The sequence below is a fragment of the Allocellulophaga tsushimaensis genome (assembly GCF_055383085.1).
On the sequence record NZ_AP039451.1, the window covers coordinates 1,502,513 to 1,522,029 of the forward strand.

The window sequence follows — 19,517 nt, forward strand, 5'->3', positions numbered from 1 at the left end:
GTTTTTAAAACCTGTCAGGTCTGAAGTTCATATAATTCCATATCCAACGGATTTTCTCCTGGTGGTGTGTGCGCTTTTACTAAAGTGCTTTGCCAAAGATACCCACATTTTTGAGCAACGTGAATACTGCCAAGATTGGTTTTATGCGCTATAATTTGGAGTGTTTTTAATTGTTGTACTTCAAAAGCCCATTTAGAAATTGTTTCTACCGTTTTACTAGTATATCCTTTTCCTTCGTATTGATACCCAATGCAATATGCTAGTTCTCCTTGTTTGGTTTCCCAGTCTAATTCTTTTACATAGATTAAACCAATAATAGTTCTGTTTTCTTTTTCCTTTAGGGTGAAAAGAAATTCCTCTTTTTTTTCAAATTCTGTTACTTTTTTAGCGGTAAAAATAGCTGCTAAATCAGGCGTTTGCGTTGCAGCTAAAGTGCCTGGAAAAAAGCGCTTAAACCTATCCGCATTAGCCACCATAAAATTACACAGCTTCCAAGCATCTTTTTCTTGGATGGGTTGTATCGTAAAAGTATCAATAGTTAACAGCATTATGTAATTCTTTTAGTTTCTTCTATAAGATGTAAGGTGTTTACTGTTGCCGCGGTTACAGATAAGGGGAGAACTAGAATAATTCCAACAATTGGGATGAATAAAAAGAGCATAAAAACAATTCCATTGCCTATAGTAATGCCTTTATTTTTACGAACAAAATTAATGCTTTCATTGTATTTATAATGGCGTTCTAAGGTATAATCTATATTTCCAAAACCAGCATAATAGGCTTGTACTAAGAAGATTAAAATACTAGCAAAAAAACCTATTACAGGAATAAGCCCAATAATTAATAGTAATACCGTAAAAAAAAGTTCTTTAGTCAAATTTCTAATATTGATACGGATGCCACGCCAGAGTTGTTCCTTAAAAGATGTAATTCTATGTTCGTGTTTTGTAGTCCCAGTGAGATGCGCTTCTATTTTTTCTGAAACGGGACTCATAAATGGCGCAGAAAGCGCCATAACAATATGTTTGTATAGAATTAAGCCAATGATTAGAATACTAGCACCGCCTATAAAAGTGCTAATTTTAGTGAAATTTTCTTTGCCCCATTCCCATACCCATAGTTTGGCAATAAAAACACCAATAGTATCTGATAAACCATAAGCAATATAACCAATAAGTACCGCAGTAACTAGGCTAATTGCAATTGGAATCAGAAAGTATTTCCATAGTTTTAATTGAGCAATTAATTTTAAGGTCCCACCATATGTTTTTATGCCTTTAAGGATGTTTTTGATCATGGTTTATAATTTGTCAAATGCCTTTAATAGAATAGTAGTAGGAGCAATAAGTAATCCAATACAAAAAATATATCGCCCATGCTTTCTATCCTTTTCAGCATAAGAATATACTTTTTGACCATTTGGGAGCGTTTTTTTTGCAGTCCATAAAAAGTAACCTATAATTAACCCTAAAAGACCTCCTAAAATAGAAAAGATATACCCTGCAATGATCCAAGGTTTTTGATTCTCCTCAGGTTTAGCTAAATCTTTTAATCGTTCCTTTTTTAAGGAGTTTAATAAATCTTTATCAATAGGTTTTCCTCGTTTGGTTAGAATTTTCTGAGCAAGAGTATAGTCAAAAGGGTTCCACTCATCGGATTTCAGAAGTATTTCATAAAGTTCTTCATCAGTATATTCAAATAAATAATAATTAGGATCTATTTCGTTGATGATATTTTCAGCATCTTTTTCTACGATTTCTTCTGCTTTTTTAAAATCGGATTGTTTAATGCGGAGTTCAATTTCGTTTTGTATTGTGTTTCCAGAAAATGTAACATCAACAGGTGCTACATTATCTGCAAGTTCAGATTCAATATCATTTTTTAAGAGTAATTCCCTTAATGCTATTGCTTGTTCTAAATTTGAGAATTTTCTAAAAATGGAATAGTTGTTTTTCATTTCTATATTTTCTTGAATGTTACATTTAAAATAGATGTATATGAAAGATACTATATTTTAGAGTTACTTAACTTCCAGAATTTGTGCATTTTAAAGTAATAGCCTTAAGTTATAAATTAAATTTTGTTTTTACTCTTTGCCAAAATGAAATGTTACTATTAGTAGAGGTCTTTTTTTCTAAGTAGTGTCTATTAATCGATTGAGCAATTTCCTCTATTCGCCTTGTTTCGTGGTCCCAGAAATATATTTTGTCTGACAAAATATTATCACCATTATGAATCAATACAATTTGGTTTCCATATCCATCCGAACCAATTGCAATTCCATTTTTAGGAAATCCGTCCCATTTAAGAGCATTTTTTGTTTCGAGCTCAATATGATTACAGGTTCGACTTATTCTTTTTCGATCAGATTTATCGAAAAAAGGATAAAGTTCGAATTGAGATTTATTTATAATCAGTTCTCCTCCATTTAATTTTATCATTTTACTTCTAAATTCAGAAGGGAACTTTATATTTAATTTAGATTCTGTTTCTATTATATATTTTTCTTCAATTGGAAAAGGCATTTTATTTTTAACTTAAATTAGGTTTCCCTTTTATAGAACTTTTACTTCCGATACTCCTTCACGGCATCAATAAAAGCTTTTGCATTTTCTACAGGAACGTTAGGTAAAATTCCGTGTCCTAGGTTTACAATATATTTATCAGTGCCAAATTCGTTAATCATTTGGGTAACCATCTTTTTTATTTCTGCTGGAGGTGATAAGAGGCGCGCAGGGTCAAAATTACCTTGTAGTGTAATGTTTCCACCCGTTAAATAACGTGCGTTTCTGGCAGAGCAAGTCCAATCTACACCCAAAGCAGCAGCACCAGATTTTGCCATATCATTTAAAGCAAACCAACAGCCTTTTCCAAAGACAATTACTTCTGTTTCTTCTTTTAAAGCATCAATAATTTGCTGAATGTATTGCCATGAAAACTCCTTATAATCAGTTGGTGATAGCATCCCTCCCCAGGAATCAAAAACTTGTACAGCATTTACACCTGCTTTTACTTTTGCTTTTAAATAAGCAATGGTAGTATCTGTAATTTTTTGCAATAAAGAATGTGCTACAAGAGGTTGTGTAAAACACAATTCTTTAGCTTTATCAAAGGTTTTACTGCCTTGTCCTTGTACACAATAACAAAGGATTGTCCAAGGAGAGCCTGCAAAACCAATTAAAGGTACTTCATCATTCAGTTTTTCTTTGGTGGCTTTTATGGCTTCCATAACATAGCCTAAAGCATCATTAACATCTGGTATAATAACATTGTCTAAGTCTTTTTGAGAACGAATAGGATTTGGTAAATACGGACCAAAATTAGGCTTCATTTCCACTTCAATATTCATAGCTTGCGGGATCACCAGAATATCAGAAAATAAAATTGCAGCGTCCATTCCATATCTGCGGATGGGTTGCACTGTAATTTCTGAGGCTAGTTCTGGTGTTTGGCAACGGGTAAAGAAATCGTACTTTTTACGAATCTCCATAAACTCTGGTAAGTAACGCCCTGCTTGGCGCATCATCCAAACGGGTGGGCGATCTACCGTTTCACCTTTTAATGCTCTTAGGAATAAATCGTTTTTCATGTTTATTGGCTATTCGCCGCTAGCTATTAGCTGTTGGCTTATTCTATATATTTATTTTAGGTCTTTGACCTTTAGCTGTTTATTTTAAATGCTATACCAAACGGCTAAGAGCCAGAGGCTAATAGCGAAAAGCGATTAGCTTTTCAACACCGACTCAATAACACTTTCTACTGTTGGTATTTTGGCAACAAAAACCTCTTTAAAATGTTTTCTGGCTTCAGTAGCAGTAGTTTCTCCAATACAATAAGCTATTTTGGTAGAGCTGTTTTCTTGCAAATAACTTTCTACTGTAGATGGGCTGTAAAATAATACAGATGTTACAGAATCATCAACTTTAATAGCAGCGTATTTTGTTTTGTAGGCTTCTATTTCTGTTACTTTAATACCACTTTCACTTAAAATAGTAGGTAAATCGTCCATACGGAGATTACTACAGAAATAGGTAATTGCTGTTCCTTCTAAATAATCTGAGATGTGCTCCGCTAAAAGTTTTGCGTTCTTTGCGGTATGTTTTACAGGTCCAATATGGCGTTCTACCAGACGTTTTGTTTTTCTGCCTACACAATAAATATTTTTAAATTTTAATTCAGTGGCATCAATATTATGTAGCAAAGCATCAACTGTATTTTGGCTGGTGATCACTACGTTTTCAATCTTAGATTTTAAAATTGTAGCAGGTATTCTAGACGGATTGATTTTAATAAAATCTTCAGATTTTACAACCATATGTGCAGGAAACAATTCTAATTGTTCTTTGCTTAATTTTTTGGTAGAAAAAACTTTTGCACTTTGGTCAGCTGCATGCAACTCATTCATTAACAATTTGCCTCCTCTACTTAAAATTCGTTCTGCGGCATCTTTCCCTAGCATTTCATGAGCCCCTAATTTGGCAAAAAACTCTACTTCTAATTTTTTACTCCCATCTACAGTAAGTAGTATACCTTTTAAAGTTACTTTTTGCTCATTATTAATGTATGCAAAAGCACCTATTGGTGCTGTACAGCCCCCTTCAAGGGTTCTTAAAAAATCGCGTTCTATTGTTGTACAAATTTCGGTTTGCTCATGGTTTAATTGGGCACAGGCTTCTCTGGTATAAGCATCGTTTTCCATAGCGGCAACCATTACAGCACCTTGTCCGGGTGCCGAAACCATCCAAGTTAAACCTATAGTACGTTCTGGTTCTAAACCAATGCGCTCTAAGCCAGCACCTGCAAAAATAGCTCCATTCCAATCGCTATTTTCTAGCTTTTCCATACGGCTGTTTACATTACCTCGTAAATCTACTACGGTATGTGTTGGGTATCTGTTTAGCCACTGTGCTTTTCTACGTAAACTTCCGGTTGCAATGGTAGCTTCTGGTTGCGCTAAAAATTCTTCATTATTTTTAAAAGCCAGAATATCCATATGATTACCACGTTCCAAAACAGCAGCTTGTACAATGCCTTTAGGTAATGCGGTTGGCACATCTTTTAAGGAGTGTACCGCAATATCAATAGTGCCATTAAGCATAGCCACATCTAAAGTTTTGGTAAAAATACCAGTAATGCCAAGTTCGTATAGCGGTTTGTCTAAAACCAGATCTCCGGTAGATTTTACTGGAACAAGTTCTGTTGTGTAACCTAAAGCATTTAATTTGTTTTGAACGGTATTTGCTTGCCAAAGTGCAAGCTCACTATCACGAGTTCCGATACGGATGGTTTTACTCATTTTGAATCTAATTCTAATTGAAACACTTTTTGGATCAACTCTAAACTTGTATTTGCATCTACACTATCATCTTTTAAATGATTGGCAAATTGCTTTGTTATTTTTTGAATAATCCGATTAGAAATGATATCAGCTTGCTCTTCATTAAAATTTGTGATTTTTTTACTTTGAAAGTCCATTTCTTCAACTTTCATAGTATTTAATTTTTCTTTTAATGCTTTGATGACTGGGGCAAATTTTCTGGTTTCTAACCATTGAATAAATTCTGCTTTAATATCTTCTATAATTTCTTCGGCCTTTGGGATATGTTGTTTTCTTTTTTCTAAGGTTTCATCTGTAATTTGTGAAAGCTGATCTAAGTGAACTAAGGAAACATGTGGTAAAGAGATTACATCGTCCGAAACATTTTTTGGAATAGATAAATCTAAAATTAACAAAGGCTTTTTTGTGTAAATTAAGTCCTTAGAAATCGTAGGCTTATTTGCTCCCGTAGCCACAATCATAACATCAGTATTTCTAATCTCTGTTTGTAAATCGCCATAATCTTTTACAACCAAATTAAATTTCCCTGCAATTTTCTCTGCCTTATCTTTTGTTCTATTGATAAGGGTAATATGCGAATTTTGGGTATGTTTGATAAGGTTTTCGCAAGTATTTCTTCCAATTTTACCTGTTCCAAAAAGCAAAATATTCTTTTCTGAAATGTCAGGGATATTTTTAATAATATATTGTACGGATGCAAAAGCTACGGAAGTTGCACCTGAAGAAATTTCTGTTTCGTTTTTAATCCGTTTACTAGCCTGAATTACGGAATTACACAAGCGCTCTAAAAAGGGGTTTGCTATTCCTAATTTTTTAGAACGGGTAAAGCTTTGACGTACTTGACTTATAATTTCAAAATCACCTAAAATCTGACTATCTAAACCCGTACCAACTCTAAATAAATGACTTATAGCATCCTTATTTTTGTATACGTAGGCTACTTGCTGAAACTCTTCAACAGAACCCATAGTATTATCACAAAGTAATTTTATAAGTTGAAAAGGGTGCTGAGCAAAACCATGTAACTCAGTACGGTTACAAGTAGAAGTTGCTAAAAGGCCATCAATACCTTGTGCTTTAGCTTGCACAAGCAAATTTTTCATATCTAGCTCTTCTAAACTAAACTTACCACGTGTTACTGCATCTGCCTTTTTATAATTAAGACCAATGGTGTAAAAAGAATTATGTTTAGAAATATGATAATCTTTCATGCAATGATTTTCCAATCGCTTGCAAAAATAATAGCAACATGTCGATAAAAGTAACGCTAGCGGAATAATTAGTATCGTTTCAAGTTTTTTTGGATTAAAATGATTATAAATCGGGTGAATTACCTTAATTTTATGATGAAAATGATGTTTTTAATAAATTTTATTTAGAATAATTCTAAATAGAAACATCAAAGATTCGATCGTTATGGAAGTAGAAAATATCGCTAAAGGTTCATTTGAAGAAGTATTGATAGAAGATGGCTTTTTTGTTTTAAAAATTCAGAATGATAGTGCTGAGGTTCAAAAAGTTACAAAAGCAATAGACAGTTCTTTTATTCAATTTCATTTTTGTTTAAAAGGTAATGCTAAGTTTGTTTTTAATGATGGGAGGTATGCGCTAGAAGTTTCGGAAGAAAATTCACTTTTGCTCTATAATACACAACAAGACTTACCTTTAAACTTAGAATTGTCTCAAAATTCTTGGTTGGTTTCTGTAGTGATGACGATTCGCAAATTTCATTCTTTATTTTCCAGAGAGGCAGATTACATTCCGTTTTTAAGTGCAGAAAATAAAGATAAAAAATATTATACACAAGATCCAGTAAGCCCATCTATAGCTGTAGTATTAAGCCAGATGATTAATTACAATCTACATCCGTCTATAAAAGAATTGTATATCAAAGGAAAGGTTTACGAACTAATCTCACTCTATTTTAATAAAGGGCAAGACGCAGATATAGAACAATGTCCGTTTTTAGTAGATGAAGATAATGTAAGACGTATTCGAAAAGCAAAAGAAATCATGATTTCTAGAATGGGAGAGCCACCAACATTAAAAGAATTATCTGAAGAAATTGGACTGCCCCTTAAAAAGCTGAAAGAAGGCTTTAAACAAATTTATGGCGATTCTGTTTTTAGTTTTTTATTTGATTATAAAATGGATTATGCCAGAAAAATGCTGGAAACCAACCAACATAATGTTAATGAAGTTGGTTTAAAAGTTGGGTATAGTACTTCAAGTCACTTTATTGCAGCTTTTAAAAAGAAATATGGAACAACTCCTAAAAAATATTTAATGGCTTTAGGAAATTAAGTGATTTTTAAATTCTATTAAAATAACATTATTATTTAAATCCTTTTTTTCGTTTTCTTCGTAGATATCATTAGTTTGCGAGATTATTTCAATTATCCATTATTTAGTTACATTTAAAATACGCATAATGAAGATTTTTTTTAAAGTTTGTTTTCTACTTGTTTTGGTTTCTTTTTTTATAAGTTGTTCTGGCACTAAAGTACAACAGCAGGTTGTTTTAAGTGACTCAGAACCCTATAAAGTTTCACAACCAGATAAAATTTTAATGTTTACCAAAACACAAGGGTGGCGACATAAATCTATTAGTAAGGCTATTATTTCATTAAAAAAGCTAGGGGTAAACAATAATTTTGCGATTACCAGAACCGAAGATTCTTTGGCTTTTAATACCAAAAACCTAAGCAAATATAAATTGGTGCTGTTTTTAAATACTACGGGAGACGTTTTAGGCGAATCGCAACAAAAAGCATTTGAAAATTATATCCAAAATGGAGGTAGTTTTATGGGAATTCATGCCGCAGCAGATACAGAATATGAATGGCCTTGGTATGGTGAAATGGTAGGAGGTTATTTTAATGGCCATCCTGCAGGGACACCACAAGCTACTATAAATGTGATTGATAAAAAACATCAGGCAACCTCCGAAATTGGAAACACTTGGATTTTAAGTGATGAGTGGTATAATTATAAAAACCTAAATCCAAATGTAAATGTATTAATGAAGTTAGATGAAACTTCATATGAAGGCGGTACAAATGGAGACAACCATCCTATTGCTTGGTACCATGAGTATGATGGCGGTAAAGCTTTTTATACGGGTTTAGGGCATCCAGAGGAAGCTTATGACAATCCTTTGATCCAAAAGCATATGTTAGGTGGTATTTTATGGTGTTTAGGGAGATAGGTTTTTTTTCGTGTTACTTTTAAGTTGGAACGATTCTTGTTTCAACTAAATTATGAAAAAACTAGCTACTACTATTCTACTCTTATTTCTTGCGTCATTCTCATTTGCGCAGGAAATTGAAATTGCTACAAAATCTGACTTAATTGGCTATTGGACTTATGATTATAGCATTAGTGACACTGATTTTGATATTATAGTGTATAAACGATGCAATTCCCATACATATGGAACTGTATATCAATTTAAATCAGATGGAATCTTTAATAAGCGTTATTATAACCAACAATATTGTAAAATTATGGGAAGACATCTGTGCAACCATGTAAAGATTATCTCAAAAAATATTCGTGGCGATTACAAACTAGACTTATATTCACAACAAATAAAACTGAAAAGTGATTATACCAAATTGAAAGAGGTTTGGAGTATTGTTTGGATTAACGAAAACGCATTAGGTGTTAAAGTTGAAAAACTTTAAATAAAAACGAATCCATCTCAGATGAAAATACCTAAAATGAGAGGAATTATTGATCGGCGAATTCTTATCAACTATCAAGTTGATGCTGAAGTCTTAAGAAATTATTTACCAAAACCTTTTAAGCCTAAATTAGTTAATGGAAAAGGTATTGCAGGAATATGTTTAATACGATTAAAAGAAATAAGACCTAAAGGATTGCCAAAACAAATCGGTATTTCTTCCGAAAACGGAGCACACCGAATTGCAGTGGAATGGATTGAAAATGGAAAATTAAAAGAAGGGGTTTATATCCCTAGAAGAGACACTTCATCTAAATTAAACGCTTTGGCAGGAGGTACTATTTTTCCTGGTATTCATCATTTTGCTAAGTTTTCTGTAAAAGAGTCTAATGGAAATTATAAAGTAGCTTTTGTTAGCGATGACCAAACTTCTTTAGCAATTGAGGCACAAGAAACCGATGACTGGAATACTGAAAGCGTATTTGAAAACCTAAATTGCGTTTCCAATTTTTTTGAGAAAGATGCTGTAGGTTATTCCCTAGGTAAAAGTAATTTTGAAGGATTAGAACTCAGAACGTATAACTGGAAAGTATCTCTTTTAAAGGTACAAGAAGTTCAATCGAGCTTTTTTGAGAATGAAGCTGTTTTTCCAAAAGGTTCTGTGAAATTTGATAATGCCCTTTTAATGAAAGGTATTGAGCACGAATGGGTAGGATTAAAAAAAATGAAGTCTAGAGATACAATATAATTAAATCTTACTGTTTTGTTTAGTGAAATAAGTTTTTGCGCATATTGCCTTTAAGTTGGAACGATTCTTGTTTCAACTAAATTATGAAAAAACTAGCTACTACTATTCTACTCTTATTTCTTGGGTTACTCTCATTTGCACAGAAGCGAGAAATTACTAAGGAAGATTTAGTTGGTTCTTGGATTTATGACCATAAGATTACTGGGGCTTATTTTGATATAGGAGTTTATAAGCGTTGCAAGTATTATACACAAGGAACTGTATATAACTTTCAATTAAATGAAATTTTAGAAATACATTATAATCCAAAATCGCTTGGGAGATGCGGGACTGGTTTAAAACGATCTGCAATTATAAGCGGAATTTATTATTTGAATTCTGAATTGAAAAAAGTAGAATTGAATAATTATTTTTCTGAAACGATTGCCAGCTGGGATATTATCTGGATGAATGAAAACGCATTTGGTGTAAAAGTTGAAAAACCCTTTTCTAAATAAGCGGTAATTACCATAAATGAAAATACCCCAAATAAAAGGGATTATTCTATCTTATAAAGGATTAAGTTCTTCATTAAACTGCTTTGTACTTACCATATATTCTATATCTTGGTAATTATAATATTTGTTACAGTGAAAAATATTTATAAACATTATATTCCAGTCAGAGGACTATTTATACTTGAACTTGTGTTAGGTATCTCTTTGTTATCATTTTTTGTTTATTTATTTAATAATGAAATCTATCCAGATATATGGACAGTTGCAGGACCATTGCTAAGCCTAGCTTTAATCATTACTGGGTTAACAGGTTCGAAAATTAAAGAAATAAATGTCTTTCTTTCTAAAGAAATGATTGAAATCACAAAAGAGTCTTTGTATACTTCAAAAGTGAAAAAGGTACAGTTTTCATCATTGAAATCGGAATTGAAAACTGCAGATGGGAAAAAACGTAGTTTTATACCTAAACTAAGACTGATAATTTTGGATAATGATGAAGAAATTGATGAACTCAATAGTAATTTTCTTTCATTTAATAATTCTCAACTTAGAAAGTTGCATTCTGATTTAAAGTCACTCTCAAAAAATTAAACAGAAATATGGCTATACCTAAAAAAGGGACTAGAATTATAACTGTTGAAGAAAACAAGTATAGATGGCTTATTCGGAGAAAAGCTACCTATAGTCAGACAGATTATGGAATTGGTATGATTCATATTGCTGTAGAGTCTGCTGAAAAACCTAGAACTACACTACATATATACACAGATATAAAACATCCGAAAGATTGGAACACAGAAAATGTGATTTCTGTTATTCCATCAGATATTTCAATTTGGATAAAACAAGCTCTTGAATTAGGGTGGAAACCAGAAGAAAAAGGATCTCTGTTGTTTGTCTCCATTAATGATGATAAAATGAAAGTAAATAAGACCTAAGTATTACATTAAAACATATAATCAGTTCTTTTAGTCAATTGCCTTTAGATTCTTAAGAGTAATTTTAAAATATATTATACAAAAACCAAAAAGCTAAGACATAACGTAAATAAATAAAATCTCCAGATCTTATGAAAGCAAATCGTATTGTAGTTATTTTTCTGTTTTTGGTTGTGATATCTTGTAAAAAAGATACTAATGTTATGCCAGATGTGCCTCTGCCCGCACAATTACCATCAGCACCCATAAATGTAGTTGCTTTTAATATTAGTGAAACTTCTTTCCAAGTAAGATGGGAAAATGGTGAAGACACGCAAACTATTGCCTCTTATTCTGTATATCTTAATTCAAATTTTTTAGAATCGGTTAGTGGTACCACTATTAGTATAGCTAACCTAGTACCAGAAACGAATTATGAAGTTTACATTACCGCAATAAATAATGAGGAAGTTTCTTCAGAAAACAGTTCCACAATAGAGGTGACTACTTTAGCAGAAGAAGAAACAACCGCAACAACGCCAACGATTCCTTTGGATTTAACAGCAAGTAATACTACTGCTACAAGTACGGATCTTAATTGGTCTGCAGCTACAGATGATATGGAGGTTATTGGGTACAAAGTGTATCAAGATGGTAGCGAGATCGCTCAAGTTACAGGAACCACTTATTCGGTAATAGGACTTAGCGCTTCTACAAACTATATGTTTACGGTTAGTGCTTTGGATGCTGATGATAATGAATCTGATCAAAGTATAGCTGTATCAGTTACTACTGCAACAACACCTGCTAGCGCTAAGGTTTTAGTATTTACAAAAACAAGCGGTTTTAATCATAATACAAAGGAAGAAAGTGTGACTATGGTACAACAGATTGCTGCAAATCTAAATTTTGATGTAGTAGTAGACGATAGTGGCACAGCATTTAATTCACAAGCCAATTTAAATCAGTTCAATATTATATTTTTCACCAATACCTCTGGCAATACCTTAAATGAAGTACAAAGAGCAAATGTAGAGGCTTACGCCACACAAGGAGGGCATTTTATTTCTAACCATGCGGCTAGTGATGCTTATGGGCATAGTACTGCAACTACAGTTTCTGGTAATGGCAAAGGAGTTTGGGATTGGTATGCCGAAAATGTAACAGGATGTAGCGTTAGAAACAATCCAAACCATACCAGAGCTAATTTTGGAGCAACAGTAAGCATAGAAAATCAAAATATGCAGTTAACTTCTAGCATTGTATTTCCTTGGAGTGATAATGAAGAATGGTATTATTGGGAAGGCGGTTACCTTAATACTACTTTTACGGAGTTGTTACGAGTTTCAAATACGGGTTCTAATTCTTATGATATTGCTAGAATGACCGCACATTATTGGGAAAGACCAGATGGTGGAATTAGTTTTTATTCCAGTATGGGTCACGCAAAGAGTAAGTATTCAAATCCTGAGTTTGTTCAGTTGATCAGTAATGCGTTTGCTTTTATGCTTAACTAGAACTTTTGTTATAAAAAAGTTAAGAATATCTAAATTTTTTTAGGGTTTCTTAAGGTGTAAAATCATTAAATAAGCATAATTATTTTAAATAATTGTATTTTTGATACTATCAAATGATGCTATCATTATGAAGCCACCATATGAGATTACTTCAGCTATCTTAAAACTGATAGCTTCTATTTCTGAAAAAATAGGAGAAATAAATGCTAGTTTTTTAGATAAACCTTCACCTACATTAAGAAAAGAGAACAAAATAAAAACAATTCACTCTTCTTTAAAAATCGAAGGAAATACACTTACTGAAGAACAGATTACTGCTTTGCTTGAAAATAAAAGTGTAATTGGTCCAAAAAAAGACATTCAAGAAGTGCTAAATGCTATTCACCTTTATGATAATATATACAACTATAATCCATTAGACGAAAAGTCATTTTTGAAAGCTCACAAAGCATTGATGAATGGTTTAATTGAAGGGCCAGGAATATATAGAAAACAAGGAGTAGGCATAGTTAAAGGCTCTAAAGTAGCGCATTTAGCGCCACCATATAAAAATGTTCCTTTTTTAATGAAAGACTTATTTCTATATTTAAAAACAGATGAAATAGCGTTGATTAAAAGTTGTGTTTTTCATTATGAAATGGAGTTTATACATCCCTTTTTAGATGGAAATGGCAGAATGGGAAGAGTATGGCAAACATTGCTATTAATGACAGAATATCCTGTTTTTGAGTATATTCCTTTTGAAACGTTAATTAGCAAAGACCAAGTGGCATATTACAAAGCTTTAGCAGATAGCGATAAGTTAGGTACATCGACTGTATTTATTACCTATATGCTTAATGTGATAAATGATTCTCTTTCGGGTTTACTATCGTTTAACAATAGAAACTTCAATACGGAAGAAAGGTTAGCGTATTTTAAAGCACACAACCAAACAACGTTTACTAGAAAAGATTATATGGATATGTTTAAAGACATTTCAACCTCTACAGCTTCTAGAGATTTAAAAAAAGGGATAGCATTAGGCATTTTAATTAAATCAGGAGAAAAGAATAAGACAAGGTATAAAGTTATTTAACTTTAGAATCTAGATTAGATTTTGTTTTTTTACAGAAATAGCATGAGATGCAAGCGGGAGTATTCCACCAGAAACAATTTTACCTTTTATTTAACTAAAACAACTATTTACGATATAATTACTGAAGAACAAGCTTTACAATTAGGAGAATTTTTGAGTATTATCAAATTTATAGAACTTGCAATCCCAGATGCTTAGAAGCACACATAATCTATTCCACAACAACTCTAATCACAATAATTCCAATATTTTTTTTAATCCCTTTTAGGTAATCAACCAAAGGTTTTTCAGAAACGGTAACTTCTCCAGAAGTAGAAGCATGTAATAAATGAACCCTACCATCTTCTTCTCTGGTTGCTATCCCTGTATGAGTAACGTCTAAACCATTTATGGAAGTGGCTAAGGCGATAATATCTCCTGATTGGATCAAATGCTCATTTGCTTTAATATCTTCTGGGGCTAATACACAGAAAGATTCGTTATTTAAGCTAGCTTCAGTTGCTTTTATTTTTTGATAATTTTCGTCGCTATCTTTTAGAAAAGGATATAATTCCCTGTGCGTACTCATAAAATCTATGGTTTTGCTGATCTCTTTACCTCCAATTTCAGAAGTAATATCTCGTACTAAACCTTTTTTCTCATTATCTCTTATCCATTCCGTAAAATAATGTAAGCGAGAAGCGTAACCCTCTAATTTTCCATCTTTATATCGTATGGTTTCTAAAGCTTTTGTAAAATCGTTAAAACCAGTTTTTTTATTTTTTACTACTAGATTAAATGCCAATACATTTTCTATATAAGTAGTGCAATCTAAGCCATGTAGATTTACTACTAAGGTTTCCGTTTCTCCTATTTCTAAAGTTTTAGCAACATAAGCAGTCCCTAAAAAACTTTTGCCAATTGCAACGATATCTTGTTTTCCTAAGTTTTTAATTGCTATAATTTTGTCTTCAAAAGCTAGCTTGTCTTGAGGGGAACATGTGATTTGTTGCGAAGAAACAACATTAGTTATCAGAAAAAATAAAAGCAACTTTTTCATAAAATGAATTCTACTCAAAAATACTCAATTATCAAACCAAATTCTAGTATTGTAATCATCATTTTAGCATTCAAATTTTTATTTTTTCGTAACAAAAACAATTTTTTAGCAACATATAAGCAAAACCTTTCTTAAATTGTTTTTTTTACCGAAATTTAAAACGAAATACTAATCCTAAATTAAACATAAAGATACTATGGCAGAAGATTTTGATCTATTAGAAACCGAATCAAGCTCTAAACAAGAAAAAGTAGATGTAAACTGGGGGAAAGCAGTAGACCAGATGAAATCTAAATTAGCGCAAGAGGATGACCCAGAAGTACGTCAGAAAATATTAAATGCAACTTTAGATGATGTGGTGGGGATGGCCGAAAAAGATCGTACTTCATTATTGGATGCTATTAAAGACCTTACCGATTATCAAGATGAAGTAGGAATAATTTTTGAAAAATTTTCTACACTTAACGCAGATGAGCAAAAAGTAATAGATTCTGCACAAGCAGCATTAGAACGTGCAAAAATAGCATTAGAAGATGCCGAAAAAGTAAAAGACAATTGGTGGAATAACCTTTGGGGACGTAAATCTAAAATTAAAAAGAGAGCAGAAGAATTAGCTGCTGCACAAAAAACAAGAGACGGTGCAGACCTAAAAGCGAAACAAATGTTTCAAGAGCGTATTGAATCTGCAGACATTCAAACCTTGTTAAACGAATTGTCTTACAAGAGTCAGGCAGCTGTAGGGCGCTTAAAAAACCGAGAAGTAGAAATAAAAGAAGTAGAAGATAAGTTACAAGTAGCTATTGTAGAAGCAAGTAAAAATCATACTAAAGCCTTAGAAAAGAAAAAAGAAACAGAAGATAAGTTAGAAGAGCAATACGCTATTTTAAAGCAAGCAAGACAGGCTTTAGAAGAGGTTGCCGATAAACAATCTACGGAGTATTCTGAAGCTATAGGTAAAGTAACAGCCATAGAACAAAAAGTAGAAGAATTAGAAGGCTTAAAAAATGCCTACACTACTTTAGCGGCTAGTAAAGATAGCTTTGTACACAAGCATAATTTAACGATAAAAGTACTAACTTCTTTACGCAGTAACCTACAAACACACCGTGCAAAATTAAAGAGTGATACAGACGAACGTTTAAAATATTATGATGGTTATGTAGTGGCCTTAAAAGCTAGAACAGATCAAGAATTTGCAGCAATATTAGAGCATTTAGGTGTTAAAACTGATGAGCATATTGGACAAACTCTAGCTTCTATGCATACTGCCAGTGCCAAAGCAAGACAAGAGATGATGGATAATATTCCAGTGCATGAAAAAGTAATGCAAGGGGTTTATTCTAGTTATGCAGAAGCACTTCAAGAAATTAGAGAAAAAGATTCTGATATTCAAAAAGATTTTGCAAACCGTTATGGTATGGATATGAAAGAAATATTTGAGGAATATTATGCTAACGATGGAGAAGCTCCTGAAAACAGTGGTGATGGGGGAAGTCCTGAAAAGCCAAAACCAGTAGCAGATGACGATATGTTAAGCTAATTTTTAAATAATATCACCTTAAAAAAAGCGCTTAATCAGCCGTAAATATATTATTTAGTACTTTGAGTAAGTTCAAGAAATGCTTCACTTTTTTTTGAACTTACTCCAAACAAAAATGCACGCCATTTAAACTATTTTTCACATGCCTATTAACGAAATTATTACGCCTTTAGATAGCGCTGTTCTAGAAACAAAAGAACAGTATAAAGTGTACTTTAAAATTGTTACACATGCATTTAATCAGTTAGTACGTAGCATTGCAAAAGAAGGAATTTGTACTGATATAGAGGCTACTTATGTAGAACAGTATTGTGAGTTAATTACCTATTCTTTAGAGGCTTTTAGAGTAAAATACCTTTTTGATGATGATGAGAAAATGCGTATTGATCTAACAGAATCTGGTTTCCCGAATTACTTGGAGTTTCGATATTTATTTAATGATTTAGCATTAAAACAAGAACATATTAGTAAACTACCAGATGTAGAGGCGATAAAAATAGATTTTCTAGAAACCTTACTAAAAGAAAAAAAGCCAATAAGTGAAACCAAACTGCAACAGGCAGCTTCTGTAGTATATTATAATTCTGTAGACCAACAATACATCTTTAAACGTTTTGTACAAGGAAAAATAAAAGAAGTAAATACAGAAGAAGCACAATATATGATAAGTTGGTCTTTTTATGATGTTACCTACAATAGACCATTTATTTGTTTTATGTATTTTGATTTACACAAAGCGCAATTAGAAGATTATACCAAAGAAATTTATGCTGTATTAGAAAGTACAGCAGACAGAGATATACCTGTTGATATGATGGCATTTGCAATTGACAAAAAACTAAGTAAACTACGGCCTAAAAAAATTAAAAAATTAGATTTAGGACCTTTGCATAGCGTTTTTGCAAAAGACGAAATAGATATTACCCATACCATATTAACTAAAATTGTAAATAAAATTTTTGATTTGTCTGCGTATGCGATCTCTATAAAAGTGGCAGAAACAACATCTAAAGGAGGTTTCGAAGAAGGCTCTATTTTTAACAAACAATACCTACAACTTTGGGAAGAACCAAAGCAAAAAAAATATTTATTGTGTTCGCATAGAGTCATACAATCTTTATACGATACCATACCGGAAACTATAAATTCACTCACTCAAAATCCAATAGAGATACCGAGTTTAAAATTAAATTAATGGAGCATAATAGCACTTTTCCTATAAAATTAACAGAATTAGATCTTTTACGAGACGAAGCTGCTTCGTATTTAAAAGGGGTACAGTGGGAACAAGGCAGTAAGGCCAAAAGCAGAGATAAAAATAAAAAAGACGACTCTATTTTACTGTATTTATCTAAAGCAAATGGAAGTGCCGCTAATGAAGTGATCTCTGTTTCTAAGACTATTTTAGCGTTAAAGAAAAGGTTACTGCCAGATTCAGTAGCAATTCCACTACACTTAAATGAGGCCTTATATGCTTTGCAAGAAGGTTTAACTATGGGAATATGGCTAAAAGATAGTTATTATGATGCTTCTGGACTTTCTGCTTTACATGAGCGCAAGTCAGCTTTAGATGTATCGCAGCGCAGAGAATACGAATCTAAATTACAAACTGCTACAGCTTTTATGCTCTTCGGAATTGCCTATCGTATTTTATTTGATTTAAAACCCAAGGCATCTGATGATTTAAGTGTCATGAAAAATAAGTTTGCTGGGATTCCAGAAGTTTCTATACAATCGCCACTAAAAGGAGTTTCATGTATGCTTTTTTATTACGAAAAATATTTAGGGCATCCAGAAATTATAACTTCAGATGTTGAAGTTGTTAATTTTACAGTAGTTTTCTTTGAAGCATTACTATCAGAAATACAATTACGCCTTAGTAGTTTTGAGTATACGGAAACAATTACAGACAGGACTTATAAACTAGAAAAGAGCGAATTTGCGGTTTCGGGCTGGGAAAATACTTTTGAAGGAAATGCTAAAAGTGTAGAATTCAATAAAATTCAGTTTGAGCAGATTGTAGGAAATAAAGATGCAAAACATTTTGCACGTAGGTTAACAGAACGCATGTTAAGCTATGATTTTGAAGCAAAAAAGAATCCTTTTCAAGAATTAGGCGGCTTTATGCCTGTTTTTATGGGGTATGGAATTCCTGGAACAGGAAAAAGTATGCTTATCGCAGCAATAGCCACTAAATTAAAAGAACATTGTGATGCTTTAGACATTCCGTTCTTATTTCACCCTATGCCAGACACTCTAATTTCTACTTTTCAAGGTGGATCTGCAGAGAAAATGGTACAATGGATGAAACCATTACAAGATCCAAATAAAATAATTTTTGCCCCTATAGATGATGCAGAAAATAACTTGCAAGAACGTACTGCACAAGGTGTTTCTGCCGGAGTTAAAGAAGTAATTGGGGTTTTTCTAAGATATACAGAAGGAGCCTATGCAATTAATTATGGAAATAGTTCTATAGGGCTTTTTACCAATTTACCAGAAATGCTAGATAAAGCTATTATTTCTAGAATACAAGGAAGGTTTAAGATTGATGGGGCTAGAAGTATTCCTGATTTTATAGATCAAGACTATTTATGGTGGCGTAAATTTCAGGAAACTATGCCAGATTTTGTAAATATGGAAACCCCAGAAAACTATACTTTTTTAAGTGAACAAGGTTTAGCAAAAAGTATGAGTGAAATTTTAAATCAGAATGATAAACCTAGTGAAACAAAAATTTTAGCGATTTATGAGCAAACAGCAGCAAAGTATAAAACAAATGAACATCTGTTTTTTGCTGAATTATATAAGGAAGTACAGAAAGCATTTCCGTTTTTTTCATCTAGAGATATTAGAAACATCCAAAGTGCTATTTCATTGCGTTTAACCGATTTTGATTTGCCAGAAGAATGGTTTTCAGATGCATCAATTTATTTTAAGAAAAGCTATGATGAAAAGTTAGAAATGTTAAAAGAATTAATGAAGAAGAATATGAAAGGACTTAATTTTTCTGATATTAGAAAACAAGAAACATTACGTTATTTGGATAATGTAGCAACTATTGCAGATACAGATTTTAAGCGTAAAGTAGAAGGCAGAGTACACGATCTAAATGTGCAATTAGAAGCAAGTAAGTTATTTGAAGAAGGAAAATAATT

Annotated in this window: 20 protein-coding genes; 12 read left to right on the plus strand and 8 right to left on the minus strand. The window is 32.3% G+C overall.

What is annotated here, in order from left to right; all coding sequences use genetic code 11:
• Nucleotides 1-14: 14 nt before the first annotated feature.
• From ACZ451_RS06530 to hemA, 7 genes are all read right to left on the minus strand, one after another.
• On the minus strand, nucleotides 15-548 hold the full coding sequence (locus tag ACZ451_RS06530) for a GNAT family N-acetyltransferase (protein WP_464216306.1): 534 nt from the start codon (nucleotides 546-548) through the stop codon (nucleotides 15-17).
• Nucleotides 548-1,297, minus strand: a complete 750-nt coding sequence (locus tag ACZ451_RS06535; protein WP_464216307.1) for an EI24 domain-containing protein — start codon at nucleotides 1,295-1,297, stop codon at nucleotides 548-550. The genes ACZ451_RS06530 and ACZ451_RS06535 overlap by 1 nt, the downstream gene beginning before the upstream one ends.
• A 3-nt stretch (nucleotides 1,298-1,300) precedes the next feature.
• On the minus strand, nucleotides 1,301-1,957 hold the full coding sequence (locus ACZ451_RS06540) for a hypothetical protein (RefSeq protein WP_464216308.1): 657 nt from the start codon (nucleotides 1,955-1,957) through the stop codon (nucleotides 1,301-1,303).
• 109 nt (nucleotides 1,958-2,066) lie between these two features.
• Nucleotides 2,067-2,525 (minus strand): SMI1/KNR4 family protein, encoded by a 459-nt coding sequence (locus ACZ451_RS06545; RefSeq protein WP_464216309.1) that lies wholly within the window; start codon nucleotides 2,523-2,525, stop codon nucleotides 2,067-2,069.
• Nucleotides 2,526-2,566: 41 nt separating this feature from the next.
• Entirely contained in the window at nucleotides 2,567-3,589 is a 1,023-nt protein-coding gene (gene hemE, locus ACZ451_RS06550; RefSeq protein WP_464216310.1) for a uroporphyrinogen decarboxylase, read from the minus strand.
• Between the two features lie 135 nt (nucleotides 3,590-3,724).
• Nucleotides 3,725-5,296, minus strand: a complete 1,572-nt coding sequence (gene hemC, locus ACZ451_RS06555; protein WP_464216311.1) for a hydroxymethylbilane synthase — start codon at nucleotides 5,294-5,296, stop codon at nucleotides 3,725-3,727.
• The gene (gene hemA / locus ACZ451_RS06560) at nucleotides 5,293-6,549 is read right to left on the minus strand and encodes a glutamyl-tRNA reductase (RefSeq protein WP_464216312.1); all 1,257 of its coding nucleotides are present in this window, start codon (nucleotides 6,547-6,549) and stop codon (nucleotides 5,293-5,295) included. The genes hemC and hemA overlap by 4 nt, the downstream gene beginning before the upstream one ends.
• Before the next feature lie 205 nt (nucleotides 6,550-6,754).
• Here hemA and ACZ451_RS06565 point away from each other — a divergent pair, with 205 nt between their 5' ends.
• From ACZ451_RS06565 to ACZ451_RS06605, 9 genes are all read left to right on the plus strand, one after another.
• Nucleotides 6,755-7,642, plus strand: a complete 888-nt coding sequence (locus tag ACZ451_RS06565; RefSeq protein WP_464216313.1) for a helix-turn-helix domain-containing protein — start codon at nucleotides 6,755-6,757, stop codon at nucleotides 7,640-7,642.
• 127 nt (nucleotides 7,643-7,769) lie between these two features.
• Nucleotides 7,770-8,546, plus strand: a complete 777-nt coding sequence (locus ACZ451_RS06570; protein WP_464216314.1) for a ThuA domain-containing protein — start codon at nucleotides 7,770-7,772, stop codon at nucleotides 8,544-8,546.
• A gap of 52 nt (nucleotides 8,547-8,598) precedes the next feature.
• Nucleotides 8,599-9,024: a hypothetical protein gene (locus ACZ451_RS06575; protein WP_464216315.1), complete on the plus strand. Its 426-nt coding sequence runs from the start codon at nucleotides 8,599-8,601 to the stop codon at nucleotides 9,022-9,024.
• 21 nt (nucleotides 9,025-9,045) lie between these two features.
• Entirely contained in the window at nucleotides 9,046-9,771 is a 726-nt protein-coding gene (locus tag ACZ451_RS06580; RefSeq protein ID WP_464216316.1) for a DUF2071 domain-containing protein, read from the plus strand.
• An 83-nt stretch (nucleotides 9,772-9,854) separates the two neighbouring features.
• A complete protein-coding gene (locus tag ACZ451_RS06585) occupies nucleotides 9,855-10,268 on the plus strand; it encodes a hypothetical protein (protein WP_464216317.1) in 414 nt (137 codons plus the stop codon).
• A 132-nt stretch (nucleotides 10,269-10,400) separates the two neighbouring features.
• Nucleotides 10,401-10,859 carry a hypothetical protein gene (locus tag ACZ451_RS06590; protein ID WP_464216318.1) on the plus strand — a complete coding sequence of 153 codons (459 nt, stop codon included), beginning with the start codon at nucleotides 10,401-10,403 and terminating at the stop codon, nucleotides 10,857-10,859.
• A gap of 8 nt (nucleotides 10,860-10,867) precedes the next feature.
• Nucleotides 10,868-11,206 carry a hypothetical protein gene (locus tag ACZ451_RS06595; protein ID WP_464216319.1) on the plus strand — a complete coding sequence of 113 codons (339 nt, stop codon included), beginning with the start codon at nucleotides 10,868-10,870 and terminating at the stop codon, nucleotides 11,204-11,206.
• A gap of 131 nt (nucleotides 11,207-11,337) precedes the next feature.
• Entirely contained in the window at nucleotides 11,338-12,702 is a 1,365-nt protein-coding gene (locus ACZ451_RS06600; protein ID WP_464216320.1) for a ThuA domain-containing protein, read from the plus strand.
• Nucleotides 12,703-12,829: 127 nt separating this feature from the next.
• A complete protein-coding gene (locus ACZ451_RS06605; protein WP_464216905.1) occupies nucleotides 12,830-13,780 on the plus strand; it encodes a Fic family protein in 951 nt (316 codons plus the stop codon).
• Nucleotides 13,781-13,991: 211 nt separating this feature from the next.
• On the opposite strand, the gene ACZ451_RS06610 is transcribed toward ACZ451_RS06605, so the two are convergent.
• Complete coding sequence (locus ACZ451_RS06610; protein WP_464216321.1) at nucleotides 13,992-14,819, minus strand: N-acetylmuramoyl-L-alanine amidase-like domain-containing protein; 828 nt, start codon at nucleotides 14,817-14,819, stop codon at nucleotides 13,992-13,994.
• A 196-nt stretch (nucleotides 14,820-15,015) separates the two neighbouring features.
• Between ACZ451_RS06610 and ACZ451_RS06615 the strand changes: the two genes are divergently transcribed.
• The 3 genes from ACZ451_RS06615 (at nucleotide 15,016) to ACZ451_RS06625 (ending at nucleotide 19,515) form a co-directional block, all read left to right on the plus strand.
• The gene (locus tag ACZ451_RS06615) at nucleotides 15,016-16,359 is read left to right on the plus strand and encodes a microtubule-binding protein (protein WP_464216322.1); all 1,344 of its coding nucleotides are present in this window, start codon (nucleotides 15,016-15,018) and stop codon (nucleotides 16,357-16,359) included.
• 142 nt (nucleotides 16,360-16,501) lie between these two features.
• Entirely contained in the window at nucleotides 16,502-17,554 is a 1,053-nt protein-coding gene (locus ACZ451_RS06620) for a hypothetical protein (RefSeq protein WP_464216323.1), read from the plus strand.
• On the plus strand, nucleotides 17,554-19,515 hold the full coding sequence (locus ACZ451_RS06625; protein WP_464216324.1) for an AAA family ATPase: 1,962 nt from the start codon (nucleotides 17,554-17,556) through the stop codon (nucleotides 19,513-19,515). The genes ACZ451_RS06620 and ACZ451_RS06625 overlap by 1 nt, the downstream gene beginning before the upstream one ends.
• Nucleotides 19,516-19,517: the final 2 nt, after the last annotated feature.